At 63.3% G+C, this 24,389-nt stretch carries 23 protein-coding genes; 13 read left to right on the top strand and 10 right to left on the bottom strand.

Annotated features, from left to right (window positions below; all coding sequences use genetic code 11):
• The first annotated feature begins 155 nt into the window (after positions 1-155).
• From GYH29_RS03805 to sucD, 6 genes are all read left to right on the top strand, one after another.
• Complete coding sequence (locus GYH29_RS03805) at positions 156-2,984, top strand: 2-oxoglutarate dehydrogenase E1 component (RefSeq protein ID WP_039756046.1); 2,829 nt, start codon at positions 156-158, stop codon at positions 2,982-2,984.
• Positions 2,985-3,036: 52 nt separating this feature from the next.
• A complete protein-coding gene (gene odhB, locus GYH29_RS03810) occupies positions 3,037-4,278 on the top strand; it encodes a 2-oxoglutarate dehydrogenase complex dihydrolipoyllysine-residue succinyltransferase (RefSeq protein ID WP_161523196.1) in 1,242 nt (413 codons plus the stop codon).
• A gap of 54 nt (positions 4,279-4,332) precedes the next feature.
• A complete protein-coding gene (locus GYH29_RS03815) occupies positions 4,333-4,515 on the top strand; it encodes a hypothetical protein (RefSeq protein ID WP_019103256.1) in 183 nt (60 codons plus the stop codon).
• A 49-nt stretch (positions 4,516-4,564) separates the two neighbouring features.
• Positions 4,565-5,998 carry a dihydrolipoyl dehydrogenase gene (gene lpdA, locus GYH29_RS03820; RefSeq protein ID WP_019103255.1) on the top strand — a complete coding sequence of 478 codons (1,434 nt, stop codon included), beginning with the start codon at positions 4,565-4,567 and terminating at the stop codon, positions 5,996-5,998.
• Positions 5,999-6,197: 199 nt separating this feature from the next.
• Positions 6,198-7,370 (top strand): ADP-forming succinate--CoA ligase subunit beta, encoded by a 1,173-nt coding sequence (sucC, locus tag GYH29_RS03825; protein WP_019103254.1) that lies wholly within the window; start codon positions 6,198-6,200, stop codon positions 7,368-7,370.
• Positions 7,371-7,397: 27 nt separating this feature from the next.
• Entirely contained in the window at positions 7,398-8,282 is an 885-nt protein-coding gene (gene sucD / locus GYH29_RS03830; protein ID WP_043592732.1) for a succinate--CoA ligase subunit alpha, read from the top strand.
• Positions 8,283-8,480: 198 nt separating this feature from the next.
• On the opposite strand, the gene GYH29_RS03835 is transcribed toward sucD, so the two are convergent.
• Positions 8,481-9,125: a TetR/AcrR family transcriptional regulator gene (locus GYH29_RS03835; protein WP_019100709.1), complete on the bottom strand. Its 645-nt coding sequence runs from the start codon at positions 9,123-9,125 to the stop codon at positions 8,481-8,483.
• A 291-nt stretch (positions 9,126-9,416) separates the two neighbouring features.
• Here GYH29_RS03835 and GYH29_RS03840 point away from each other — a divergent pair, with 291 nt between their 5' ends.
• Positions 9,417-11,303, top strand: coding sequence for a methyl-accepting chemotaxis protein (locus GYH29_RS03840; RefSeq protein ID WP_161523197.1), 1,887 nt, complete (start codon positions 9,417-9,419; stop codon positions 11,301-11,303).
• 127 nt (positions 11,304-11,430) lie between these two features.
• Entirely contained in the window at positions 11,431-11,865 is a 435-nt protein-coding gene (locus tag GYH29_RS03845; protein WP_081574618.1) for a hypothetical protein, read from the top strand.
• Positions 11,866-11,952: 87 nt separating this feature from the next.
• Here the strand turns inward: GYH29_RS03845 and GYH29_RS03850 are convergent, their stop codons facing one another.
• Positions 11,953-12,405: an LEA type 2 family protein gene (locus GYH29_RS03850; protein ID WP_043592726.1), complete on the bottom strand. Its 453-nt coding sequence runs from the start codon at positions 12,403-12,405 to the stop codon at positions 11,953-11,955.
• Between the two features lie 27 nt (positions 12,406-12,432).
• Positions 12,433-13,323: a LysR family transcriptional regulator gene (locus tag GYH29_RS03855; RefSeq protein ID WP_043592724.1), complete on the bottom strand. Its 891-nt coding sequence runs from the start codon at positions 13,321-13,323 to the stop codon at positions 12,433-12,435.
• Positions 13,324-13,444: 121 nt separating this feature from the next.
• On the opposite strand from GYH29_RS03855, the gene GYH29_RS03860 reads away from it, so the two are divergent.
• Together GYH29_RS03860 and GYH29_RS03865 are read left to right on the top strand one after the other, a co-directional pair.
• On the top strand, positions 13,445-13,876 hold the full coding sequence (locus GYH29_RS03860) for a CidA/LrgA family protein (RefSeq protein ID WP_107731562.1): 432 nt from the start codon (positions 13,445-13,447) through the stop codon (positions 13,874-13,876).
• Positions 13,866-14,549, top strand: a complete 684-nt coding sequence (locus GYH29_RS03865; RefSeq protein ID WP_052370280.1) for an LrgB family protein — start codon at positions 13,866-13,868, stop codon at positions 14,547-14,549. The genes GYH29_RS03860 and GYH29_RS03865 overlap by 11 nt, the downstream gene beginning before the upstream one ends.
• Before the next feature lie 180 nt (positions 14,550-14,729).
• Here the strand turns inward: GYH29_RS03865 and GYH29_RS03870 are convergent, their stop codons facing one another.
• Complete coding sequence (locus GYH29_RS03870; RefSeq protein WP_114152214.1) at positions 14,730-15,389, bottom strand: OmpA family protein; 660 nt, start codon at positions 15,387-15,389, stop codon at positions 14,730-14,732.
• Positions 15,386-15,856, bottom strand: coding sequence for a Cd(II)/Pb(II)-responsive transcriptional regulator (locus tag GYH29_RS03875; protein ID WP_019103421.1), 471 nt, complete (start codon positions 15,854-15,856; stop codon positions 15,386-15,388). The genes GYH29_RS03870 and GYH29_RS03875 overlap by 4 nt, the downstream gene beginning before the upstream one ends.
• Before the next feature lie 144 nt (positions 15,857-16,000).
• Here GYH29_RS03875 and GYH29_RS03880 point away from each other — a divergent pair, with 144 nt between their 5' ends.
• Positions 16,001-18,385, top strand: coding sequence for a heavy metal translocating P-type ATPase (locus tag GYH29_RS03880; RefSeq protein ID WP_232060506.1), 2,385 nt, complete (start codon positions 16,001-16,003; stop codon positions 18,383-18,385).
• A gap of 181 nt (positions 18,386-18,566) precedes the next feature.
• On the opposite strand, the gene GYH29_RS03885 is transcribed toward GYH29_RS03880, so the two are convergent.
• Positions 18,567-19,232: a putative metalloprotease CJM1_0395 family protein gene (locus tag GYH29_RS03885; protein ID WP_161523198.1), complete on the bottom strand. Its 666-nt coding sequence runs from the start codon at positions 19,230-19,232 to the stop codon at positions 18,567-18,569.
• 153 nt (positions 19,233-19,385) lie between these two features.
• On the opposite strand from GYH29_RS03885, the gene GYH29_RS03890 reads away from it, so the two are divergent.
• Positions 19,386-19,892 carry an acyl-CoA thioesterase gene (locus GYH29_RS03890; RefSeq protein ID WP_019103425.1) on the top strand — a complete coding sequence of 169 codons (507 nt, stop codon included), beginning with the start codon at positions 19,386-19,388 and terminating at the stop codon, positions 19,890-19,892.
• Positions 19,885-20,571 (top strand): TIGR01621 family pseudouridine synthase, encoded by a 687-nt coding sequence (locus GYH29_RS03895; protein WP_161523199.1) that lies wholly within the window; start codon positions 19,885-19,887, stop codon positions 20,569-20,571. Before GYH29_RS03890 ends, GYH29_RS03895 begins: the two co-directional genes overlap by 8 nt.
• 18 nt (positions 20,572-20,589) lie before the next feature.
• Here GYH29_RS03895 and GYH29_RS03900 read toward each other — a convergent pair whose 3' ends face one another.
• Genes GYH29_RS03900 through GYH29_RS03915 form a run of 4 tightly spaced genes read right to left on the bottom strand, consistent with a single transcriptional unit; the run spans position 20,590 to position 24,368 of the window.
• Positions 20,590-21,411 (bottom strand): ChbG/HpnK family deacetylase, encoded by an 822-nt coding sequence (locus GYH29_RS03900; protein WP_161523200.1) that lies wholly within the window; start codon positions 21,409-21,411, stop codon positions 20,590-20,592.
• Between the two features lie 53 nt (positions 21,412-21,464).
• On the bottom strand, positions 21,465-21,872 hold the full coding sequence (locus tag GYH29_RS03905) for a GtrA family protein (protein ID WP_161523201.1): 408 nt from the start codon (positions 21,870-21,872) through the stop codon (positions 21,465-21,467).
• The gene (locus GYH29_RS03910; RefSeq protein WP_161523202.1) at positions 21,869-22,882 is read right to left on the bottom strand and encodes a glycosyltransferase family 2 protein; all 1,014 of its coding nucleotides are present in this window, start codon (positions 22,880-22,882) and stop codon (positions 21,869-21,871) included. The genes GYH29_RS03905 and GYH29_RS03910 overlap by 4 nt, the downstream gene beginning before the upstream one ends.
• 1 nt (position 22,883) lies before the next feature.
• Complete coding sequence (locus GYH29_RS03915) at positions 22,884-24,368, bottom strand: ArnT family glycosyltransferase (protein ID WP_161523203.1); 1,485 nt, start codon at positions 24,366-24,368, stop codon at positions 22,884-22,886.
• Between the last annotated feature and the right edge of the window lie 21 nt (positions 24,369-24,389).

Below are 24,389 nucleotides of genomic sequence, written 5' to 3' on the forward strand. Positions count from 1 at the left end.
TTTCCGGCCCGAAGGCGGGCCGGGGCAGGGTCAGAATGTTATGGGAAGCACAACAAGAAAGTTTTTCCGATAGCGTTTTCCCCATGCTGCAACAGGGAGTTCGCGCCAGGGCGTAGCTGGCCGGATTCCGAACAGAAACGACAAAGGGTAGCCCCATGATGCAATCCATGTACAGCCATTCTTACCTGTTCGGTGGGAATGCACCGTTCATCGAGGAGCTGTACGAACAGTACCTCGCTGACGCCAATTCCGTTCCGAATGAGTGGCGCGACTATTTCGACAAGCTGGCGCAAGCGCCGGGCGCTGCCGAACGCGATGTGCCGCACATGCCGATCCAGGAATCCTTCATTCAGCTGGCCAAGAAGCCGGCCGCCGGCCAGCGCGCCAGCAGCGGGGCTGAATGGGACACCATGCAAAAGCAGGTGGGGGTGCTGAAATTGATTTCCGCCTACCGCGTGCTGGGCAGCCGCCAGGCCAACCTGGACCCGCTCAAGCGCATGGATCAGGAACTGGTGCGCGAACTGGATCCGGCTACCCATGGACTGACCGGGGCCGACATGGCTGTGCAATTCAACGCCGGCTCGCTGGTGGGCCCGCAGAAGATGCCGCTGTCCGACATTCTGGCGCGTTTGAAGCAGACCTACTGCGGCAATATCGGCGTCGAGTACATGCACATCACCAAGTCGGATGAAAAGCATTGGGTGCAAAAGCGCTTCGAGGGCGACCTGTCCACGCCGCATTACGACGCGGCCAAGAAGCAGCGCATCCTGAAGCAGATCACCGCCGCCGAGACGCTGGAACGCTATCTGCACACCAAATACGTCGGCCAGAAGCGCTTCTCGCTGGAAGGCGGCGAGTCGGCTATCGCCGCGCTGGACCATCTTATCCAGAACGCCACCGGCCAGGGCGTGCAGGAACTGATCATCGGCATGGCTCACCGCGGCCGTTTGAACGTGCTGGTCAACACCCTGGGCAAGCTGCCGCGCGACCTGTTCGCCGAGTTCGAAGGCAAGGCCGCCCAGCAAATGGCTTCCGGCGACGTGAAGTACCACATGGGCTTCTCGTCGGACATCCCGACCGCCGACGGCCCGATGCATGTGTCGCTGGCCTTCAACCCTTCTCATCTGGAGATCGTCAACCCGGTGGTGGAGGGCTCGGTGCGCGCGCGTCAAGAGCGCCGCAAGGACACGGAACGCAAGACCGCGGTACCGGTATTGATTCACGGCGACTCCGCCTTTGGCGGTCTGGGCGTCAACCAGGGCACTTTCAACCTGTCGCAGACCCGCGGCTACGGCACTGGCGGCACCATCCATATCGTGATCAACAACCAGGTGGGCTTCACCACCTCGGACACCCGCGATATCCGTTCGACGATGTACTGCACCGACGTGGCCAAGATGATCGAAGCGCCGATCTTCCACGTCAACGGCGATGATCCGGAAGCTGTCTGCTATGTGATGCAGGCCGCGCTGGACTACCGGATGACCTTCAAGAAGGACGTGGTCATCGATCTGGTGTGCTATCGCAAGCTGGGCCACAACGAGGGCGACGATCCCTTCCTGACCCAGCCGATGATGTACAAGAAAATCGCCAAGCATCAGGGCGTGCGCGCGATGTACGCCGAGCGTCTGGTGCAGGAAGGCGTGCTGAAGGCGGAAGAAGCCGACGCGCAAATCCAGGCCTACCGCGACGCGCTGGACAAGGGCGAGCACGTAGAGCAGACCGCGCTGACCAACTACAAGCGCGAGCACGCGCTGGACTTCAGCCAGTACCTCGGCACCCACTGGGCGCACCCGACCGACACCTCCTTGCCGCAGGCCGACATCCAGCGCCTGACCGACAAGTTCACCTCGCTGCCGGAGGGCTTCAAGCTGCACCCGACGGTGCAGAAGGTGCTGGCCGCGCGCAAGGCGATGGCCGCCGGCGAGCAGAACGCGGACTGGGGCATGGCAGAGACCTTGGCTTACGCCAGCCTGGTGACCAACGGTTTCGGCGTGCGCCTGTCCGGTGAAGACTCCGGCCGTGGCACTTTCTCCCACCGCCATTCGGTGTTGCACGACCAGAACCGTGAGAGCTGGGACCAGGGCAGCTATGTGCCGCTGCGCAATATGTCCGACAACCAGGCTGATTTTCTGGTGATCGACTCCATCCTGAACGAAGAAGCGGTGCTGGCCTATGAATACGGTTATGCCTGTTCCGCTCCGGATCAGTTGGTGATTTGGGAGGCTCAGTTCGGCGACTTCGCCAACGGCGCCCAGGTGGCCATCGACCAGTTCATTTCCTCCGGCGAGACCAAGTGGGGCCGTCTGTGCGGCCTGACCACCATCCTGCCGCATGGCTACGACGGCCAGGGCCCGGAGCACTCGTCCGCGCGCCTGGAGCGTTGGCTGCAACTGTGCGCCGAGCACAATATGCAAGTGGTGATGCCGTCCGAAGCTTCGCAGATGTTCCACATGCTGCGTCGTCAGGTGCTGCGTCCGTACCGCAAGCCGCTGGTGATCTTCCTGTCCAAGCGCCTGCTGCGCTTCAAGGATTCGATGAGCCCGATCGAAGCGTTCACCAGCGGAAGTTTCCGCCCGGTGATCGGCGACTCGGTGGTGCAGGACGCCAAGAAGGTCAAGCGCGTGTTGCTGTGCGCCGGCCAGGTGTATTACGACCTTGCCGCCGCCCGCAAGGAGCGCGGCCTGGACGACGATATCGCCATCGTCCGCATCGAGCAGCTGTACCCGTTCCCGACCGAGCAGGTGGCCGCTGAGCTGGCGCGCTTCCCGCAGGCTCGCGAAGTGATGTGGGTGCAGGAAGAGCCGCGCAACCAAGGCGCGTGGTACCAGATCCGTCACCGCCTGGAAGGCCTGCTGGGGGCCAAGCAGTCCTTGTCGTTCGCCGGCCGTCCGTCGTCCGCTTCCCCGGCCGTAGGCTATATGAGCAAACACGTCGCCCAACTCAAGGCTTTCGTTGAAGAAGCCATGTCGGTCGCCAAATAACCACTGAATGAGTTCGAGGCAGCCGGAGGGCTGCCTCTACATGGAGAAGAACATGCTGATTGAAGTCACCGTCCCGCAACTGCCCGAGTCCGTATCCGAAGCCACGCTGATGAGCTGGCACAAGAAGGTTGGCCAAGCCGTCAGCCGCGACGAGAACCTGATCGATCTGGAAACCGACAAAGTGGTGCTGGAACTGCCGGCGCCCCAGGCAGGCGTGATCGTTGAAATCATCGTGGAAGACGGCGTCACCGTGGTGTCCGGCCAACTGATCGCCAAGATCGACACCGCCGCCAAGGCCGGCGACGTGGCTCCGGCGGCAGCGGCCGCTCCGGCCCCGGCAGCTGCTCCGGCTCCCGCCGCCGCCCCGGCAGGCGCCGCCGCCATGCCGTCCGCCGCCAAACTGGCCGCGGAAACCGGCGTCGACCTGTCCAAGGTGGCCGGTTCCGGCCGCGACGGCCGCGTGCTGAAGGAAGACGTGCAGGCCGCTAAGCAAGCCGCCCCGGCACAGGCCGGTCCGGTGCTGGCTCCGGCCGCAGCCGGCGCCGCGCTGTCCGCCACCCCGGCCGCGGTCAATGTCGCCGCCATCCTGTCCGACCGTCCGGAACAGAGCGTGCCGATGTCTCGCCTGCGTCAGCGCGTGGCCGAGCGCCTGATCCTGTCGCAGCAGACCAACGCCATTCTCACCACCTTCAATGAAGTGAACATGAAGCCGGTGATGGACCTGCGGGCCAAGTACAAGGATCGCTTCGAGAAGGAACACGGCATCAAGCTGGGTTTCATGGGTTTCTTCGTCAAGGCCGTGGTCGCCGCGCTGAAGAAATACCCGATCGTCAACGCCTCGGTGGACGGCAATAACATCATCTATCACGGCTACTTCGACATCGGCGTGGCCGTGGGCAGCCCGCGCGGCCTGGTGGTGCCGGTGATCCGCAATGCCGACCAACTGAGCCTGGCAGACATCGAGAAGCAGATCGCCGACTTCGGCAAGCGCGCCCAGGAAGGCAAGCTGACCGTGGAAGAACTGACCGGCGGCACCTACACCATCTCCAACGGCGGCACCTTCGGTTCGATGATGTCCACCCCCATCATCAACCCGCCGCAGTCCGCGATTCTGGGCATGCACGCCACCAAGGAGCGCGCCGTGGTTGAGAACGGTCAAGTGGTGGTGCGTCCGATGATGTATCTTGCCCAATCCTACGACCACCGCATCATCGACGGCCGCGAAGCCGTGCTGAGCCTGGTGGCGATCAAGGACGCGATTGAAGATCCGGCCCGCCTGATCCTCGACTTGTAATCACCCGCGGCCGGGGGCGCGCTCCCGGCCTGTCTTGCGATGAATGGAGCTTGAATGCAGTTGCCCGACTGGTTTTACGGAATTGCCGCCATCCTGGCCGGCGTGGCCATAGGCTGGCTGACCTGGAAAAAACGCCAAAACGGTGTGCGCGAAGACCTGTACAGCTTGATCGGCAAAAGCATTCTCTGTCTGTTCATGATCGCATTCGGCATTCTGCTGCTGAAGGTCGGCAAGTAGACCCGGCAGCCGGCGGGCCGCGCGCCCGCCACCGACAAAGGAAAACAAGATGAGCCAATCGTTTGATGTAGTGGTGATCGGCGGCGGCCCCGGCGGTTACGTAGCCGCCATCCGCGCCGCCCAGCTGGGTTTCAACACCGCCTGCGTGGATGCGTTCAAAAACCCGGAAGGCAAGGCGTCGCTGGGCGGCACCTGCCTGAACGTCGGTTGCATTCCGTCCAAGGCGCTGCTGCAGTCGTCGGAAAACTTCCACGCGGTGCAGCATGATTTCGCCAAGCACGGCATCAGCGTCTCCGGCGCCAAGATGGACGTGGCGCAGATGATTTCGCGCAAGACCGACATCATCACCAAGAACGCCGCGGGCATCAGCTTCCTGTTCAAGAAGAACAAGGTCGCCAATATCCACGGCCTGGCCAGCTTCAAGGGCCGTCAAGGCGAGAAGTGGGTGATCGAGGTCAGCGACGGCGGCAAGGTGGTGGACACCCTGGAAGCCGGCCATGTGATCGTGGCCACTGGTTCCAGCCCGCGCGCGCTGCCGGGCCTGGCCACCGACAACAAGCTGGTGTTGGACAACGAGGGCGCGCTGGCGCTGACGGACGTGCCCAAGCGCCTGGGCGTGATCGGCGCCGGTGTGATCGGCCTGGAAATGGGCTCCGTCTGGAAGCGTTTGGGCGCCGAAGTGACCATCCTGGAAGCGATGCCGACCTTCCTCGCCGCGGCCGACCAGCAGATCGCCAAGGAAGCCTTCAAGACCCTGACCAAGGACACCGGCCTGGACATCAAGCTGGGCGTCAAGATCGGCGAAGTGAAGGCCGGCAAGAAGAGCGTCACCGTCAATTACGAACTGAACGGCGAAGCGGTCAAGGCCGAGTTCGACAAGCTGATTGTCTCCATCGGCCGCGTGCCCAACACCCAGGGCCTGGGCGCCGACGCGGTGGGCCTGCAACTGGACGAGCGCGGCTTTGTGGCGGTGGACGATCATTGCCACACCAATCTGCCCAATGTATGGGCGATCGGCGACGTGGTGCGCGGCCCGATGCTGGCGCACAAGGCGTCGGAAGAGGGCGTGGCCGTGGCCGAGCGCATTGCCGGCCAGAAGCCGCACGTGGATTTCGGCGTGATTCCGTGGGTGATCTACACTTCTCCGGAGATCGCCTGGGTCGGCAAGACCGAGGAGCAGCTGAAGGCCGAGGGCGTAGAGTACAAGAAGGGCACTTCGGGTTTCGGCGCCAACGGCCGCGCGCTGGGCCTGGGCCAGGCGCAAGGCACGGTGAAGATCCTGGCCTGCGCCAAGACCGACCGCATCCTGGGCCTGCACATGATAGGCCCGATGGTGTCCGAGTTGGTCAGCGAAGGCGTGGTGTCGATGGAGTTCAAGGCCGCCAGCGAAGACCTGGCGCGCATTGTCCACGCCCACCCGTCCTTGTCGGAAGTGATACACGAAGCCGCTCTGGCCGCCGACAAGCGCGCTTTGCACGGCTAAGCGTTCGCCGGGTCGTGTACAATCGCGCACGGCTCGGCAAAACGGCTCCCTTGGGGGCCGGTTGACGGAGTATGCGGCGACGCCGGTCAGCCTGGGGGGTGACGGCGCGCGCCAGATACATTAAAGGTTTACAAGCGACTCAAAGAAATAGGGGCGTCGGTTTCAGCCCGCCATCCATTTCTCCGAAAGGAAACCATAGATGAACCTGCACGAATACCAAGCGAAAGAGCTGCTGGCCAAATACGGCCTGCCGGTGCAACAGGGCATTCTGGCCGCTACGCCGGAAGAAGCCGCTGCCGCTTACGATAAACTGGGCGGTAAATTCGCCGTCGTCAAGGCTCAGGTGCATGCCGGCGGCCGCGGCAAGGCCGGTGGCGTGAAAGTGGTGAAAAGCCGCGAAGAAGCCGCCGAAGTGGCCAAAGGCCTGATCGGCAAGAACCTGGTGACCTACCAGACCGACGCCGCCGGCCAGCCGGTGAACAGCGTGCTGGTGTGCGAAGACATGTACCCGGTGCAGCGTGAACTCTACCTGGGCGCCGTGGTTGACCGCGGCAGCCAGCGCGTGGTGTTCATGGTGTCCACCGAAGGCGGCGTGGAAATCGAGAAAGTAGCCGAGGAAACCCCGGAAAAGATCATCAAGATCGAGATCGATCCCTTGGTGGGCATGCAGCCGTTCCAGGCTCGCGACGCCGCTTTCGCGCTGGAACTGAAGGGCGAGCAAGTTGCCGCCTTCACCAAGCTGATGCTGGGCGCCTACAAGGCCTTCGTCGAAAACGACTTCGCCCTGTTCGAAGTGAACCCGCTGGCACTGCGTGAAAACGGCCAGCTGGCCTGCGTGGACGGCAAGATCAACCTGGACTCCAACGCGCTGTACCGCCACCCGGAACTGCTGGCGCAACGCGACAAGAGCCAGGAAAACGAACGCGAAGTGAAAGCTTCCGAGTTTGACCTGAACTACGTGGCGCTGGAAGGCAATATCGGCTGCATGGTGAACGGCGCCGGCCTGGCGATGGCCACCATGGACATCATCAAGCTGAAGGGCGGCCAACCGGCCAACTTCCTGGACGTGGGCGGCGGCGCCACCAAAGAGCGCGTGATCGAAGCCTTCAAGCTGATCCTGGCGGATACCTCGGTGCAGGGCGTGCTGATCAACATCTTCGGCGGCATCGTGCGTTGCGACATGATCGCCGAAGCCATCATCGCCGCGGTGAAGGAAGTGAACGTGACCGTGCCGGTCGTGGTGCGTCTGGAAGGCAACAACGCCGAGCTGGGCGCCAAGATCCTGGACGACTCCGGTCTGAAACTGACTTCCGCCCAGGGTCTGAACGACGCTGCCGAGAAGATCGTCGCCGCCGTCAAGGCCGCTGCCTGAGACCCGCACTGAGCTGAGGAATACAAAATGAGCGTATTGGTAAACAAAGACACCAAAGTGCTGGTGCAAGGCTTCACCGGCAAGAACGGCACTTTCCACGCCGAGCAGGCGTTGAAAGTGGGCACCAAGGTCGTAGGCGGCGTAACCCCGGGCAAAGGCGGTTCCGAGCACCTGGGCCTGCCGGTGTTCAACACCATGAAGGACGCCGTGCGTCAGACCCAGGCAGACGCCTCGGTGATCTACGTGCCCGCGGCCTTCGCTAAGGATTCCATCCTGGAAGCCATCGACAGCGGCGTGAAGCTGATCGTCTGCATCACCGAAGGCGTGCCCACCCTGGACATGCTGTACGTGAAGAAAGCCGTGGACGAAGCCGGCATCCGCCTGATCGGCCCGAACTGCCCCGGCATCATCACCCCGGGCGAGTGCAAGATCGGCATCATGCCGTGGCACATTCACAACCCGGGCCGCATCGGCATCGTGTCCCGTTCCGGCACTCTGACCTATGAAGCCGTGGCGCAAACCACCGCGCTGGGTCTGGGCCAGTCCACCTGCATCGGTATCGGCGGCGACCCGATCCCGGGCACCAGCCACATCGACGCGCTGAAACTGTTCCAGGATGATCCGGACACCGACGCCATCGTGATGATCGGCGAAATCGGCGGTTCCGCCGAGGAAGAGGCGGCCGAGTTCGCAAAGTCCTACGTGACCAAGCCGGTGGTCGGCTACATCGCGGGCGTGACGGCTCCCAAGGGCAAGCGCATGGGCCATGCGGGCGCCATCATCTCCGGCGGCAAGGGCACGGCGGAAGAGAAGTTCAAGGCCTTCGAGAAGGCCGGCATCGCCTACACCCGCAGCCCGGCGGAAATCGGCAAAACCATGTTTGAGCTGCTGAAAAGCAAGGGCATGATCTAAGAACCTGTTCACGATCTGCCGCGCTTCAGCGATACGGTGTTGAAAGCGACTGCGAAATGCTCATGTACCAGATGTACATTCCGCTTTCTTGGCCGCTTTCGCCTTGTCTCGCTCTAGCTCGCGAGATCGTGGATGGATTCTAAGGCCGCATGCAAAACACCCCTGGCTCGCCAGGGGTGTTTTTTTATGCGTCGCCGTTCAGGCGTAGCGCGCGCAGACGCGGTCGAACGGCGGCCGGTAGCGCGGATCGACGTAAGGCGTCAGCAGATAGAGCAGGCTGCGACAGCCGTCTTTTACCATGCGCTCCAGCTCGCTGGGCGTGGCGGAGTGCTTGAGCGTGGTTACCCAGCCAGTCTGCACCATCTGAAAGTGCTGGACCAGATGAGCCAGTTGCTTGTCGTCGCCCAGCAGCACACCCTGTTCGCGCAGGCGGGCGAACAATTGGGCCAGCTTGCCGGCCAACTGGCCACGGGACAACTGCTGGTGATTTTCCGCCAGTTCCGGGTGCAGGTAGTACAGGCTGGGCATGCTTTTGGGCAGGAAGCGGAAGCTCCAAATGTGCCGCAGCGTTTTTTCCATAGCTCCCACCATCGCCTCGATCGAGTTGCTGTGCCGGAGCGCGGCCGACAGCTGCTCCGCCATGCCTTTGACGTAGCGCTGGTATAGCTCGCTGATGATCTCTTCCTTATTGCGGAAGTGATAGTACAACTTGCCGGTGCTGATATTCATCCGCTCGGCGATATGATTGGTGGTGATGACGCGCTCGCCCTCCTGATTGAACAGCTGCAGGCTGGCGTCAATGATGTTTTGAAAGGTTTGCGACCGTTCGCCGCTTTTACTCATCTTGGCCCCTTTCTGTCTAATAACCGGGCGCAGCCCATTGCCGTGGCCGCGTCCAGGCGCAAGTATCGCTCAAATTGAGGTGAAATTGTCGTGGTTAGGGCAAATTGTCGACATTTTGTGACGCAAGCGTGGGCAAGGTAGGGTTTACAGGCCTTGCGAGTATTTGAAACGCATGATTGATGTAGTTGTTTGATTTAAAACATGCGCAAATATTTAAAGACATTGTTATTTTTAACAATGCATGACATCTCGTATGACGGATAATAACGCTTTTATCAGCAACGGCTTATCATGCGCTCCATCCGTCACAAGCTCACGCTGCTGACAGCGGTGTCCATTCTGGTCGCCACGCTCAGCATCACCATCACCGCCTGCCTGAATATCCGCTCCCACGCTTATCAAGAAGCGGAGCGGGAGATCAACCAGGTCGCCCAGCTACAGGGCGGCTTCGTGTCCGAATGGCTGTCGGTTCGCAAGAATCTGATCAGCGCCAGCCTCAGCCACGCCGACGACGCGCAGGTCAGCTACTATCTGCAGCAGTTGGCCAAGGGTGGCGGCTTCAACGTGATTTACGCCGGCAACGGCGCGACCGGCGACATGAAATACTCGGTGCCGGGACGTCCCAAGCCCAGCGCCGACTACCAGCCGGCGCAGCGTCCGTGGTTCCAGCAGTCCAAGGCCCAGGACGGCCTGATCGTCACCGATCCGTACAAGGACTCCGAGCCGGAAACCAAGGACAAGCTGGTGATCACCATCGCCGACAAGGTCAAGGGCCAGGACATCGTGGTGGGCGGCGACATCCTGATCGACAAGCTGGTCAAGTCGGTGCTGGACATCAAGCTGGCCGGCAAGGGCCATGCCTTTCTGCTGACCAAGCAGGGCAAGATCATCGCTTATCCCAAGCCGGGCAATGAGCTCAAGCCCATAGGCAGCGTGATTCCGGCCTTGGACGAGGCCGCGTTCGCCAGCCTGCTGCAAAGCGACCAGGCCAAGAGCGTGGACATCGACGGCGGCGCCTATATGGTGGCCTTGCGACCTATCGCCGGCTCCGACTGGGTGATGGGCGTGGCCGCGGACGAGGAGGTGATTTCCTCCCAGGTCAACGGCATCATCTGGCTGATCGCTGGCGCCGTCGCCATCGTGCTGGCGGTGATGCTGACCTTCAGCTCAGCCTATCTGGGCCGCCTGCTCAAGGGCCTGTTCCAGGTGCGCGACGCGATGCGCGAAATCTCCCAGGGCGAAGGCGATCTGACCCGCCGCATCGAAGTGGCCGGCGAGGACGAGGTGGCGCAGACCGCGCAGGCCTTCAACCAGTTCGTGCAACGCCTGAACGGCATGTTCCGCGAATTGCGCGACGAGGCCGGACAACTGACTCAGGGCGTGATCGAAGTCAGCGGCGCGGTGAAGCGCCTGGCCGACGACTCCCACGTGCTGGCTGACATTTCCAGCTCCAACGCCGCGGCGATCGAGGAAGTGACGGTGAGCATCTCCCACATCGCCGACGCGACCCGCGAAACCGACAGCCTGGCGCGCAATACCGGCGAGCATTCGCGCGAAAGCGCCAACGACATGCAGCGCATCAGCAGCGAGATGTCACGCACCAGCGAATCGGTGGGCGAGCTGTCCGGCCTGCTGGCGTCCTTGGAGCAGCGTTCGCAGGAGATTTCCAAGATCACCAACGTGATCCGCGACATAGCCGACCAGACCAATCTGTTGGCCTTGAACGCGGCGATCGAAGCCGCGCGCGCCGGCGAGCAGGGCCGCGGCTTCGCTGTGGTGGCCGACGAAGTGCGCAAGCTGGCCGAGCGCACCGGTCAGGCCACGGTGGAAATCAGCCAGATGGTGGAAAACATCTTGGGCGAAACCGGCAAGGCGGTGCAGAACATGAACAGCACCGTCGGCGCGGTGGACAATAGCGTGGAGTTGACCGCCCAGGCGCGCGCGCGCCTGACCGCGATCAGCGAGGCGATGCAGCAGGTGGTGGACAAGATCGGCGACGTGGCCCTGTCCACCAGCGAGCAGCACAACGCCACCACGGCGATGGCGCAGAGCACCGAGTCGATCAACAACCAGATCATCGATTCCGACTCCGCGCTGCAATCGGCGATGCAGACCCTGGGCGCCTTGAACGATCTGGCGCGCGGGATGCAAAGCACCTTCAACCGTTTCCGTCTGTAAACCAGCGGATTGTCCGCGCAAGGAAACTCTTGCGCGGCCCCATGGTCAGTCACACTGCGCCGGCTCCGTTCAGGGGCCGGCGTTTTGTTATGCTATGGATAGTGAAACGGGGATTGAAGGATTTCGGATGAAAAGACTGATGATGGTGTCGGCGCTGCTGCTGACCGCCTGCGGCACCTTTCCGACGCAGGAAGGCTATGCGCAGAAGGCGTACTACTGGCAGGGCCGCGACGTGAATCAATTGCTGGCGGAGTGGGGCGCGCCGCAGAAAACGCTGAAGATGCCGAACGGCAACATGCTCTACACCTACAGCAAAGAGTTCACCCAGCGCGAGCCGCTGCGCGAAAACCGCGTGTACGAGCCGGGCGCCAAGGTGACTTACAACGAGAATGGCCAGACCAAGACCATAGAAACGCCGGGACGCTGGGTCAATACCGGCATGATAGGCGGCGGCTCCACCCATTACAGCTGCACCACCAACTTCGTGGTCAATCCCAAGAGCCAGCTGGTGGAAACCGTCAGCTTCGAGGGCAACAACTGCGTGGCGGTGCCGCGGCAGTGAGTGTCGGCCCCGTCGTCGACGGGGCCGCGGGCAGATAGCAGCGGTCCGGAAGCGCCGGCAAGACCGCGCAAGGCGGCGACGGGGCGTTTACTGGCCGGGCAGCTTCCACTCGCCCTTGCTGCGGAAGGGCACTCGGCCCATGCCGTTCAAGTCTTCCAGCGTGCCATTCAGTTGATATTCCAGCATGCCGCCGTTGCCGGCCTCCATTGCCTTGCCTATCTGCTTCAGCCAGCCGGCCAGCGAGGTGTGCAATTGCAGCGTGACCACGCCTTCGCCCAGCGCAGGTACGGCGATGGCCTGATTGCTGACTCCCGTGGCCAGCTTCTCTCCCGCCACGTTCAGTTCCAGGGTCATGCCCTTGGCGTTCAAGGCCAGATTGTTGGGGTTGCTGACCCGCAGGCTGACTTCGAAGCTTTGTTCGAACAGCGTGGCCTTGCCAGGTTTGACGTCGGCGATGCTGACTTGTGGTTTCTGGTAGTTCAAGGCCGCGCAGCCGCTTAGCAGCAGGGCGAACAGGGCGACGCTCAGATATCGTTTCATATTCGGTGTTCCTTGGGTTGACCGGCGTTATTCCAAACCGCCCAGCACATCGCGGGTTACCGCCAGCCAGGCGCGTGCCGCATGCGACAAGTATCCGTTCTTTTGCCAGATCAGCGCCAGGTGCCAGACCAGCTTGGGTTCCGCCAGCGGGATGACGTCGTAGGCTGCGCGGTCCAGCCGTTCCACGATGGAGCGCGGCAGCAGGGTGACGCCCATGTGGGCCGAAACCAGTTCGACGATGAAGTCCCAATGCGCGCTGCGGCCCACCACATGCAGCGGGCGGCCCAGCTCGCGGAAGGCGTCGCTGACCCGGCGCGCCAGCGTGAAATCCTGCGGGTAAAGCACAAAGGGCTGATTGGCGATTTGCTCCAGCCGCACCACGCTCTGCCCCCGCCACTTCGAGCCGGCCGGCGCCACGAGGCATAGCGGGTCGCGCACCACGGCGAATTGATCGAAAGCCTGGTTGTCCACCGGCAACACCGCCACGCCGATTTCCAGTTCGCCGCTGCGCACGCTGCTCTCGATCGCCAGCGCGCCGTCTTCCACCATTTTCAGTTCGATCTGCGGATAGCGTTGGCGGAAGCTGCTGACCACCGGAGCGAAGAAGGCCACGCCCACCATGGGGGGCAGGCCGACCACCAGCTCGCCGCGTTTGAGCGCAGACAGGTCGGACAGCTCGGTTTTCAACTGGTTCATCGCCGACAGCACGTCCAGGCCGCGCTCATAAGTGGCGCGGCCGGCGTCGGTGAGTCGGAAGCTGCGGCCCTCGCGCAGGATCAGCGGGCAGCCCAATTCCTCCTCCAGCTGGCGCACCATCTTGCTGATGGTGGGTTGAGTCACATAGAGGGCTTCGGCCGCCTTGGTGAAACTTTGGCGTTTGACCACCTCGATGAAATAGCGCAGCGCGCGGATGTCCATATGTGCTTGTCCGGATCATGCATTCCAGATTGGAATGCGTGAAATAATTTTAATTCATTTTTTGAATGCATGTCGGCGCTCTATACTCGAACCACTCCCTGTGTTGTGTAGTGGCTCAATCATGGCAAATCCGACTCTTTCCGCATTCAAGCAAGTGGCGCTGACCATCGGTCAGGTGGCCTTGCTGAGCTTGGTGTGGATCGCGGCCAGTCAATTGAGCAGCCATTTCCTGCCTGTGGTGCCTGCCGGCGTGCTGGGGATGTTCCTGGTGCTGGCGGCGCTCTGGCTGGGCTGGTTGCCGCTGGACTGGTGCCGCAGCGGCGCCCGCTGGTTGTTGGCTGAAATGTTGTTGTTCTTCATCCCCGCCGTAGTGGCGGTGATCCAGTACCCGGACGTGATCATGGCCGCCGGGCTGCGGATTGTGGCGGTGATCGTGTTGTCCACCTTGTTGGTGATGGCGGCGACCTCCTGGGTGGTGGATAAATGTTATCGCTTGGAAGTGGCCCTGCGTTGGCAAGGCCGCCAGAAGCAGGTGAAGACGCATGGAGCATGAGATTGCACTGGCCAGCTTGCTGATTACCGTTGTTTTGTACGGGCTGGTCAAAAAGTTTTATCTGAAAAAGCGCAGCTGGTGGAGCGCCCCGATTTTGGCGGTGCCGCTGTTGGTGATTGCGCTGGTGGTCTTGGCCAAGGTGCCGTACCGGGTGTATTTCGAAGACACCCGTTGGCTGACCTGGATGCTGGGACCGGCCACGGTGGCTTTCGCGGTGCCGATCTACGAGCACCGGGCGATGATACGCCGGCACTGGTTGTCGCTGAGCTGCGGCGTGCTGGTGGGCATGCCGGTGGCGGTATTCAGCTCGATCTGGCTGGCACGCCTGCTGGGCTTGTCCGACTTGTTGCAGCGCAGCCTGGCGCCGCGATCGATCAGCACTCCGTTCGCTTTGGCCACGGCCTCGGGCATTGGCGCTTCGCCGGATTTGACGGCGGTGTTCGTGGTGATGACCGGGGTGTGCGGCATGTTGTTGGGCGAAGTGATGCTGGCTTGGATGCCGCTGCGCTCCAGTCTGGCGCGCGGAGCCTTGTTCGGCGCCGCCGCCCACGCGGCCGGCACCGCCAAGGCCAGCGAACTGGGCGCGGAAGAAGGCGTGGTGGCCAGCCTGACCATGATGCTGGGCGGTTTGGCGACGGTGTTCGCCGCGCCGCTGATAGGTTTGTTGTTGTAGTTTGTGTGTGTACTTGTTGTGACCGCATTCCCGTGGGGTGGCGTGCGGTGGTTTCTCCTCATCTCCCCAAACGAGCGTTGTTAGGGCCGACCCAGTGGGTTGGCCCATTTTTTTTGCCCATCAGCCGCCTGGGGCGTGAAAAAACCCGGCCGGAGCCGGGCTTGGATGCCTGCCGTGGGTTCAACCCATTTGCTGCGGCGTGATCATGATCTCCACGCGGCGGTTTTTGGCTTTGCCGCTTTCGCTGGCGTTGCTGGCCACCGGTTGGGTCGCGCCGTAGCCCATGGTGCGCACCCGCACCGAGTTGACGCCCTGACCCTGCAGGTATTCGGTCACCGACTGAGCGCGTTTCTCCGACAGCGTCTGGTTGTAGGCGGCGGCGCCGGTGCTGTCGGTGTGGCCGGCCACGGTGATCGAGGTGTCGGGGAATTGCACCAGCACGCCGGCGATATCGCCCAGCGGCTTTTGCACCCTGGCGTTCAACTGATAGCCGTTGGTGGGGAAGGTGATGTTGTCGGGCAGGGAGAGTTTGAGCTGGTCGCCAATGCGCTCGACCGCGATCTGGCTGTTCTTCAGCTTCTCGCGCAGTTGTTTTTCCTGGTAATCCATATAGCCGCCGATGCCGGCGCCGATCGCGCCGCAGGCCAGCGCCGAATTGCGGGCGCCTTTGCCGCCATGAGTCAGCGCGCCCACCAGGCCGCAGGCCGCCGCGCCGCCCAGGCCGTAGAGCGCGGTCTTGCTGATTTCGGTCTGGCCGGTTTGAGGGTTGGTGGTGCAGGCGGACAGGGCCAGCGCGGCTAGAGTCGCGGCGGCGGTGGCGGGCTTGAACAAACGGGTCATTGCTTCTCCACGGAATGGGGGTGAGGGTGCGGATCCTGGCCGAAGGGCGTGTGACAGACGCAAGGTTCGCCTTCGGACGCTTCCACCAGGGTTTGCAGAATGCCGCATTCTGCCACGGTGTGATGGTCGTGGCAGCGGTCGCGCAGCGCCAGCAGCTGTTGTTCCAGCAGACGCAAGCTTTCCACCTGCTGATGGACCTTGCTGACCTGACGGTCTATCAGCTGGTTGATGTCGTCGCAGGCCAGCGAGGAGTCGGCCTTGAACGCGGCTAGTTGGCGGATGTCGGCCAGCGACATGCCCAAGGAACGGCAGTGCAGGATGAAATTCAGTTCGCCCAATTGCTCGGCGTTGTAGCGGCGATAGCCGGAGGCGCTGCGCAGCGGCGCGGACAGCAGGCCTTCACGCTCGTAATAACGTATGGTTTCCACCTCGCAGCCAGTCTGGCGCGCCAGTTCTCCAATCAGCATCTCAGTCCTCCCGCAAGACGCCCGGCAATGGGGCGATGGCGGCGGTTTTCCGCCGGATAATGGAATTTTAGCAAAAAAGCTTGACCCTGTAGCGACTATAGGGTTTGCAATGAGGCTATATTAATCCGACCAAGGGAGGCAACCATGTTCCAACCAGCGCAAAAACAGCGACGCGGGCTTGCGCCGCATGTCGGCCATGCTTCTTGCCGGGGAGGAGAGGGCAAGCCGGATCCGCGCCAGGCGGACGATTGCTGCGGCCACAAATTAGAGGCGGCGATGCCGGCGCGTGAGCGTGATCATGACCACGATCATGGTCACACGCACGACCACGGACACGATCATGCCGGCAAGTCCTGCTCAGGCCATGATCACGGCGCGGAAGCGCCGCGCGCGGTGGCGCTGGGCGAGGGCGGCCGGCAGCAAGCGCGCTTGCATATCCAGGCGATGGACTGCCCGACCGAGGCCAAGCTGATTGAAAAGGCTTTGGGCGGCATGGTCGGGGTGGCCGCGCTGGAGTTCAACTTTATCGAGCGGGTGTTGTTGGTGCGTCACGACCTGCCCAATCTGGACGGCGTTAAACAAGCCATCGCCAAGGTGGGCATGAAGGCGGTGGAGCTGAGCGACGCCTCGGCGCCGGTGGAGCAGCCCAAGGCTTCGCGCCGGGGCAACTGGCTGCTGGCCTTGTCCGGCCTGGCTGCGGCGGGTTCGGAAGGCGTGGCCTGGCTCAGCGGAGCAGACCAGGGCTGGGGCAGCGCGGCGTTGGCTTTGGCCTCCATCTTGCTGGGCGGCATTCCCACGCTGAAAAAGGGCTGGATCGCGCTGTCCACCCGCACGCTCAATATCCATTTCCTGATGTCGGTGGCGGTGATAGGCGCGATGCTGATTGGCCAATGGCCGGAGGCGGCGATGGTGTTGTTCCTGTTCGCCATCGCCGAGCGGCTGGAGGCGATGTCGCTGGCGCGCGCCGGCGAAGCGGTCAAAGCCTTGATGTCGCTGGCGCCGGAAACCGCCTGGGTACAGAGCGGCGGCGAATGGGTGGAGCGCCCGGCCGCCGACGTGGCGCCGGGCAGCCGAGTGCGGGTGCGTCCGGGCGAGCGAGTGCCGCTGGACGGCCGCATCGAACAAGGCCACAGCGCGTTCAACGAAGCGCCTATCACCGGCGAGAGCCTGCCCGTGGACAAGTCTCCGGGCGAGGCGGTCTTCGCCGGCAGCATCAACGGCAGCGGCGTGGTGGAAGTGCTGACCACGGCGGGGGCCAACGGCAGCGTGCTGGCGCGCATCATCGACACTGTGCGCAATGCTCAGGCCAGCAAGGCGCCGACGCAGCGTTTTATCGACCGCTTCGCCGAGGTTTACACCCCGGTGGTGTTGGCGGCCGCGCTGCTGTTTGCCGTGTCTACCCCTATGCTGGGGTGGCTGAGCTGGAACGAGGCGGTCTACAACGCGCTGGTGATGCTGGTGATCGCCTGCCCGTGCGCGCTGGTGATCGCCACGCCTGTGACCGTGGTCAGCGCCTTGGCCTCCGCCGCCAAGCACGGCCTGCTGATCAAGGGCGGCGCGCCGCTGGAAATGGCGGCCAGGATAGATGCGGTGTGTTTCGACAAGACCGGCACCCTGACCGAGGGCGAACCGCAAGTGACGGGCGTGGTGACGCTGGCCGAGGTGGATCAGGATCAGTTGTTGCGTTGGGCAGCGGCTCTGGACGCGCACTCTACTCATCCGCTGGCCAAGGCGGTGCTGGCGGCGGCGAACGCGCGAGGCCTATCCTGGCCGGAGGCGGAACAGGTCAGCGAGCAGGCCGGGCGCGGCGTCAGCGGCTTGGCGGACGGCCGGAAGCTGGCTTTGGGCAGCAGCCGGCTGGCTCGGGAGCAGGGCGCTTTGAGCGAGGCCTTGCAGGCCGAGCTGTCGCGCTTGGAGTTGGCGGGACAGGGCGCCTTGGTGTTGCTGGAGGGCGAGCGGGCGCTAGGCGTGATCGCGGTGGCGGACCGGATTCGTCCGGAAGCGCCGGCGGCTCTGCGTCAATTGGCCAAGTTGGGCGTGGCGACGGTGATGTTGAGCGGCGACAACCAGCTGGTGGCGCAGGCGGTGGCGGCGCAGACCGGCATCGTAGAAGCCCACGGCGGTTTGTTGCCGGAAGACAAGCTGGAGCGCATTGTCCGTTTGCAAGCCTCCGGCAAGATGGTGGCGATGGTGGGCGACGGCGTCAACGACGCGCCGGCGCTGGCCCGGGCCGACCTGGGCATCGCCATGGGGGCGGCCGGTTCTGACAGCGCGCTGGAAACCGCCGGCGTGGCCTTGATGGATGACAAGCTGGCCAAGCTGGCTGATTTGCTCAGCCACGCCCGGCGCACTTCGCGGGTGCTGAAAGCGAACATCGCGGTGGCCTTGTTGACCAAGCTGGTGTTCTTCGTATTGGCGATGCTGGGTATGGCCAGCTTGTGGATGGCGGTGTTCGCCGATGTGGGCACCAGTCTAGTGGTGATCGCCAACGGTCTGCGGCTGGCGCGCGGCGTGCGCAAGGCGGAGTGAGGGAGATGGCGTGGGATGTCGCCTGAATCTGGCACGTGTTTACGATCTGGCGAGCTAGGGCGAGACAAGGGCTTGCCACTGAAGAAGCGGAATGTACATGCGGTATATGAGCATTTTGAAGCGGGTTTCGACGCCCTTGCCTGACGATCCCGCCGCAGCGTAGCGGAGCGTAAACAGGCTCTCAGGCGTAGGTATCGATGTTGGACCCCAGCCCCGGGCCTTGTTGCTCGGGGCTGTTGATTTTCTGCCGCGCTTGAAGCGGGCTCAAGCCCTGCTTGCCGGCTTGCTGCTGCATCAGTTCAATGCGCGCCTGCTGTTCCATCTGGGCGGCGGCGGCAGCCACCGCGCGGTCCTGGCCGGAGGGGTCGGCCGGCGCCAGCGCGGCGCGCTGCACGGTCTGGGCATTGCTTATGGTTTCTTGCGGGGTGCTGCCCCGCGCCAGGCGGATGCCGACTTCGCCGCCTATCGCATATTGCTTGCCGTCCGGGCCTTGCTGATAGCTATAGGTGGCGCCGCCGCCGGCCAGCGCGCCGCCGGCCGCCAGATGCGCTTGTTCGTGCTGGCGCACATCGCTGTCGCGGGCCTTCAGCGCTTCCACTTGTTTTTGCTGCTGCTCGTCCAGCGGCTTGCCGTCGATGCCGCGCGCGGCATTGGGTTTGGCTTGATCCGGTTGATCTGGAGCGGCATCGGCGTTGCTGGCGCGGTTTCCGGATGCGGCTGTCCCCACCGGCGCTGCGGCGCTTGCCAGGCTTTGCTGGCAAGCCGGGCACTGGCAGTTGGGGCCGTGGCTGGTCTGTAATGCGTAGCCGCCATAACCGCCGTAGCTGGATATTCCGGAAAGGCTCATGAATTCACGGTTTTAGCTTGATATTTCTCAGTTTAGCCGCTATGGGCCGGCTTTGCCCAAGTCAAAAGTCTTACCAAGCAGCATGGGCAAAAACTGTTTAAAAAGGAGGGATGGGGGCACAATAGGCGGTTTCGGATTTTTTGGGAGCGAAACATGGCGCAGCAAGTGGAGCAGGCGAGTCAGCGCGAGTTGGTAATGTCGGTGTTGATGACGCCGGACATGGCCAATTTTTCCGGCAATGTCCACGGCGGAGTGTTGTTGAAGCTGCTGGACCAAGTGGCTTACGCCTGCGCCAGCCGTTACGCCGGCTGTTACGTGGTGACGCTGTCCGTGGATCAGGTGCTGTTCAAGCAGGCCATTCACGTTGGCGAACTGGTGACCTTTCTCGCCAGCGTCAATCATGTGGGGCGCACCTCGATGGAGGTGGGCATCAAGGTGGTGGCGGAAGACATTCAGAAGCGCACGGTGCGCCACACCAATAGCTGCTACTTCACCATGGTGGCGTTTGAGAACGGCAAAGCGGTGCCGGTGCCGCCGCTGTCGTTGGAAACGGCGGAGCAGCAGCACCGTTTCCGCGATGCGGAAATCCGCAAGAAGATGCGGATGGAAACCGAGCAGCGCATGCGCCAAGCCTCCAGCCAGGACGGGGCCGATGCCTGAGGCGGCGTTCACCCTCTTGCACGTGGAGCCGCGCTTCTACCTGGTGGACAAGGCGCCCGGCGTCAGCTTTCACCGAGACGGCGAGGAGGCCGGCTTGATGGAGGCCTTGCGCGCCGGTCTGGGCGACGAGGCTTTGTGGCCGGTGCACCGCTTGGACCGCATCACTTCCGGCTTGATCCTAGTGGCGCGTTCGGCAGAGACGGCGGCGCGGCTGGGCGAAGCCTTCGCCGGGAGAGAGATCGAGAAATATTATCTGGCGCTGTCCGACCGCAAGCCGAGCAAGAAACAGGGCAAGGTGGCGGGGGACATGGGCAAGGGGCGCGGAGGCGCCTGGCGTTTGCTGAACAGTCAGGAAAACCCGGCGGTGACGCAGTTCTTCAGCTATTCGTTGCAGCCGGGCCTGCGCTTATTCCTGTTGCGGCCGCGCAGCGGCAAGACCCATCAGTTGAGAGTGGCTTTGAAATCGCAATCCGCGCCTATCCTGGGCGATCTGCTCTACGGCGGCGCGCCGGCGGACAGGGGCTATCTACACGCCTACGCCTTGCGCTTCGAACTGGAGGGAGAGCAGTTCAGCTTTGTCTGTCGGCCGAGCCAGGGGGAGGCCTTCCTGTCCGATGTCTGTAGTGCGATGTTGCAAGGCTTGGGCGCCCCCTGGGATTTGAGCTGGCCGGCAGTGTGAGGGCCGGCCGCGGCCTGCTCAGGCCGCCAGCGTAGTGGTGGGAGCGGCCTTGTCGAAACGGGCCAACTCCACGCCGTACTGGCCGCAGAGGTCGGAGAAGGCCTGGCTGGCGAGGAAGCGGAATTCCTTGTCCCGCGTCGCGGCAATCGGGTCGTCTTTATCCACGGCCAAGTGGCCGGGATGGCACATGATCAGGCCCCGGTCCGGGCTGCGAGCCAGCCACTGCTGCATCAGCCCGGCGAAGTCCGCTTGCGGCGTCAGCGAGTACATGCCGCCAAACCAAGGCGTGGTGCTGAAGCCCTGCTCGCGAGCGCCGTCGTCGAAACCGGTGCTGACGCTGCGCAGCACCAGCGCCTTGAGCCGGTTGTCGCCGGGGTGGCCCAGACGATCCGGCGCGCGCAGATAGGGCAGCGCCTGGCCCTGCCAGCGTTGGGCAATGGCTTCGAACAAGGCGTCGCGAACCACCGGCAGCGCGTGCACATGCTGGTGGCCGTCGATGAAGTCCGGCAGCCGGCCGTAATGTTGGCAGAACAGATCGATTTGCATGGCGGCGGCATCACGCAGCGTCGGGCGCGACAGCTGCCGCAACTGGCTCTTCATCAGCCAGTGCGATAAGGGGCGGGCCTGATCGCCAAAGGGATGGCTCAGATTGAAATGCAGGCCGATGTCGGCTTTGCCGTCAAAGGCTTTGAGATCGGAGGCGTGGCTGGCCCAGCTGGGCGCCTGGCTCATCACGCTGGTGGCGGACAGGCGGCCGGCGGCCAGCAGCTCCAGAATGCCGGCGCTGATGGCGTCGGACTGTGCGAAGTCGTCGGCGCAGAGTGTCAGTCGTTTTGTCATGGGGGTGTGACCGGGGCAAGCGGATAAAGTTTTATATCCGTTTGTGCTGGAAATTAAGGGTTTATGTGTGGTTTTTGTATCGGCTCCTCGCCGCGGAAGGCCCACAACTTGCTGAGCGCGAAGGTCAGCGCCGCCACGACGATCAGCACCAGCAAAAGCGCGGCGCGATAATTCAGCGACGTGAAGCGCAGCAGCAAGCCGTACATCGCCTCGTTGACGATGAAGCTCAGGCAGGCAACGCCGAAGAAGCGCGGCAAGGCCTGGCGATGGGGGATATGCCGAGCCTGGAAGGTCTGCTGCCGGTGACCCCAGTAGCTGACCTGGAAAGCGATCAGGAAGCCCTGCACATTGGCTAGCAGCGGCGCCATGCCGAGCGGCACCAGCACCCAAGCCACCATGGCGAAGTGCACCAGCATGGCGGAAACGCCGACCACGCCGAACCAGAACAATTCGCGGCTCATTCGGCGGGGTTCCCCGCATCCCTCGCACCCTGGCCGCTGATGCGGCTGACCAGATAGGTGGGGCGTTGTTTGACCTCGTCGAAAATGCGGCCGACGTATTCGCCGAGGATGCCGATGGACAGCAGTTGCACCCCTCCGAGAAAGCTGATGGCCACCGCCAGCGTTGGCCAGCCGCTGACCGGATTGCCGAACAGCAGGGTATGGGTCAGCTCCCAGGCCGCGTAAGCGATGGAGCACAGCGAAATCAGGCAGCCGATCACGGTCCAGATGCGCAGCGGCATATTGGAGAAGGCGGTAAGGCCGGTGATGCCCAAATCCAGCAGCCGGCGGTAGTTAAAGCTGCTTTGGCCGGCGCGGCGCTCCCGGGTCTGGGTCGGCATCGGACGTTGGGTGAAGCCCACCCAGTGATACAAACCCTTCATGAAGCGGTTGCGCTCCGGCATCTGGCGCAAGGCTTCCACCACGCAGCGGTCCAGCACGCGGAAGTCCTGGGTGTCGGCGGGCATCTTATGGCGGCTGCCGCTGTTGGCCAGGCGGTAAAAGGCATGGGTGAACAGGCGCTTGGCCAGCGACTCGTCTTCGCGGCTGCTGCGCACGCTGTAGACCATGTCGTAGCCTTTGCGCCATTCCTCCAGAAACACCGGCACCATCTCCGGCGGGTGTTGGAAGTCGCTGTCGATCAGCACGGCTACGTCGCCTTGTACATGGTCGACGCCGGCGGTGAGCGCGATCTCCTTGCCGAAGTTGCGGGACAGCTGGATTAGCGTCACCGGCAGTTCCGCGGCGTGGGTCAGCACCTGCTCCACGGTGTCGTCGCGGCTGCCGTCGTCCACCACCACCAGTTCGTGGCGGTAGCCGGCGTCGTTCAGCAACTGATGCAGGGTCTGCAGCATCGGCACGATGTTGGCGGATTCGTTGTAGGCGGGCACCACGCAGCTGACCAGCGGGTCGGCCGGACGTTCTTTGGCGCGCAGGCCAAGCAGATAAGGAGGGACGAAGGCGTTGCTCATATTAATTGGCCTCGGTCGGGGCCGCCGGCGCGGTATCGGCCAGCAGCAACATGGTGTCGCTCATGATGTTGAAGCGGGCGCGCTCGGTGAAACGAGCGCGAACGTCGGCGGGCAGCCGTTCGAGACCGTTGACGTCGCAGACGATGAAGCTGCCGGCCTTGCCGGCCAGCCAAGCGCGCAGTTGCTGAGGATCCTGCGTGGTGCGCGCGCGGCCGTGGGAGTAGAACTCCGCGGAAAATTCACGGCGGCCACTCCAATAAATCAGGGCGCTGTCCGCGCTCGGCTGTTGTGCCAGCCAGCCCGCGACCACCTGTTTTTGAGTGCGCAGGTAGCGGTTGCCGTCGTAGTGGTTGAAGGCCAGGAGCGTCAGCATCAACAGTGCGCCGATCGCGGCTATCCCGGGCAGCGCGCTGCGCTTCGCGTCGCCGCCGCGCGCGCGGTGCCACAGCTCGGCGAATAGCAGCGCGCAGCCGGGCAGCATGGGCAGCGAGTAGGGGAAGATAATGTTGCCGGACAGGCTGAAGAACAGCAGCGTCATCAGCGTCCACAAGGCCAGATAGAGCAACCAGCCGTCGTCGTCTCGGCGAAGGCGAGGCAGCTTGGCGCCGTGGCGCGCCAGCCAGGCCAGCATGGCGACGGACCAGGGGAAAATGGCCCCCAGCGTGTACAGCCAGATCATCCCGCGCGGGGTGGCGTGGGCGAAGCCGTATTTGTCGCCCTTCCAGCCGGAGTCCAGGAAGCGGCTGACATGCTCGCCCATGATGAAGTAATCCAGGAAGCCAGGCGTGCGCAGCTCCGCCAGCGCATACCAAGGCGCGGCGATGGCGAACATCAGCAGAGTGCCGCGGATCCATGGCAGCTTGTGCCACAGCGCCAGCCACTGATTGCGCAGCAATACCCAGAAGAAGATGGGCATGCCCACCAGCACTACCGCCAGCGGCCCTTTGGCCAGCAAGCCCAGCCCCAGGCCGGCGAAGAACACATAGCCCCAGCCACGGCTGCCCCGTGCAATAGCGTGCCAGAAGGCGGCCTGGCTCAGCGTTACACAGAACAACAGCGCCGGATCTGTCATCACCGTGCCGGCGGCGCCGAGGAAGAGCAGGCTGCTGGCCAGGATCAGCGCGGCGGCCATGGCGGCTTCGCGGCCGCTGCGGCGCAGCATCAGGTGAGCGCAGAGTCCCAGGGTGGCGATGGCCAGCAGCAGCGAAGGCAGCCGCGCCGCGGCTTCATTGACGCCGAACAGCGCCATGCCGGCGGCGGACAACCAGCTGGAAAGCGGCGGCTTGGCCCAGAAGGGGATGCCGTAATCGTGCCACAGTGTTACCCAGTTGCCGGTTTCCAGCATCTTGCGGGCGATTTCGCCGTAGCGCGCCTCGGTGGTGTCGGTCAGCGGAATCGTCCACAGGCCGATGAGGCGGAACAGCAGCAACAGCAGCAAGACGGCGATGCCGCATTGCTGCCAGCGGGGAAGGGTCGATAGTTTCATTCGGGATGCGGTGCCGTCGGC

The sequence above is a fragment of the Chromobacterium haemolyticum genome, assembly GCF_009936155.1.
GTDB classification, from domain to species: domain Bacteria; phylum Pseudomonadota; class Gammaproteobacteria; order Burkholderiales; family Chromobacteriaceae; genus Chromobacterium; species Chromobacterium haemolyticum.

Coding starts and splice junctions, on each gene's coding strand:
- GYH29_RS03875 (WP_019103421.1), bottom strand. CDS start 15,856: ATGCTGATTGGAGAACTGGCGCGCCAGACTGGCTGCGAGGTGGAAACC.
- GYH29_RS03900 (WP_161523200.1), bottom strand. CDS start 21,411: ATGACAAAACGACTGACACTCTGCGCCGACGACTTCGCACAGTCCGAC.
- GYH29_RS03845 (WP_081574618.1), top strand. CDS start 11,431: ATGAAAAGACTGATGATGGTGTCGGCGCTGCTGCTGACCGCCTGCGGC.
- GYH29_RS03815 (WP_019103256.1), top strand. CDS start 4,333: ATGCAGTTGCCCGACTGGTTTTACGGAATTGCCGCCATCCTGGCCGGC.
- sucC (WP_019103254.1), top strand. CDS start 6,198: ATGAACCTGCACGAATACCAAGCGAAAGAGCTGCTGGCCAAATACGGC.
- lpdA (WP_019103255.1), top strand. CDS start 4,565: ATGAGCCAATCGTTTGATGTAGTGGTGATCGGCGGCGGCCCCGGCGGT.
- GYH29_RS03905 (WP_161523201.1), bottom strand. CDS start 21,872: ATGAGCCGCGAATTGTTCTGGTTCGGCGTGGTCGGCGTTTCCGCCATG.
- GYH29_RS03890 (WP_019103425.1), top strand. CDS start 19,386: ATGGCGCAGCAAGTGGAGCAGGCGAGTCAGCGCGAGTTGGTAATGTCG.
- GYH29_RS03915 (WP_161523203.1), bottom strand. CDS start 24,368: ATGAAACTATCGACCCTTCCCCGCTGGCAGCAATGCGGCATCGCCGTC.
- GYH29_RS03840 (WP_161523197.1), top strand. CDS start 9,417: ATGCGCTCCATCCGTCACAAGCTCACGCTGCTGACAGCGGTGTCCATT.
- GYH29_RS03835 (WP_019100709.1), bottom strand. CDS start 9,125: ATGAGTAAAAGCGGCGAACGGTCGCAAACCTTTCAAAACATCATTGAC.
- GYH29_RS03870 (WP_114152214.1), bottom strand. CDS start 15,389: ATGACCCGTTTGTTCAAGCCCGCCACCGCCGCCGCGACTCTAGCCGCG.
- GYH29_RS03865 (WP_052370280.1), top strand. CDS start 13,866: ATGGAGCATGAGATTGCACTGGCCAGCTTGCTGATTACCGTTGTTTTG.
- GYH29_RS03895 (WP_161523199.1), top strand. CDS start 19,885: ATGCCTGAGGCGGCGTTCACCCTCTTGCACGTGGAGCCGCGCTTCTAC.
- GYH29_RS03855 (WP_043592724.1), bottom strand. CDS start 13,323: ATGGACATCCGCGCGCTGCGCTATTTCATCGAGGTGGTCAAACGCCAA.
- GYH29_RS03885 (WP_161523198.1), bottom strand. CDS start 19,232: ATGAGCCTTTCCGGAATATCCAGCTACGGCGGTTATGGCGGCTACGCA.
- odhB (WP_161523196.1), top strand. CDS start 3,037: ATGCTGATTGAAGTCACCGTCCCGCAACTGCCCGAGTCCGTATCCGAA.
- GYH29_RS03910 (WP_161523202.1), bottom strand. CDS start 22,882: ATGAGCAACGCCTTCGTCCCTCCTTATCTGCTTGGCCTGCGCGCCAAA.
- GYH29_RS03880 (WP_232060506.1), top strand. CDS start 16,001: ATGTTCCAACCAGCGCAAAAACAGCGACGCGGGCTTGCGCCGCATGTC.
- GYH29_RS03805 (WP_039756046.1), top strand. CDS start 156: ATGATGCAATCCATGTACAGCCATTCTTACCTGTTCGGTGGGAATGCA.
- GYH29_RS03860 (WP_107731562.1), top strand. CDS start 13,445: ATGGCAAATCCGACTCTTTCCGCATTCAAGCAAGTGGCGCTGACCATC.
- GYH29_RS03850 (WP_043592726.1), bottom strand. CDS start 12,405: ATGAAACGATATCTGAGCGTCGCCCTGTTCGCCCTGCTGCTAAGCGGC.
- sucD (WP_043592732.1), top strand. CDS start 7,398: ATGAGCGTATTGGTAAACAAAGACACCAAAGTGCTGGTGCAAGGCTTC.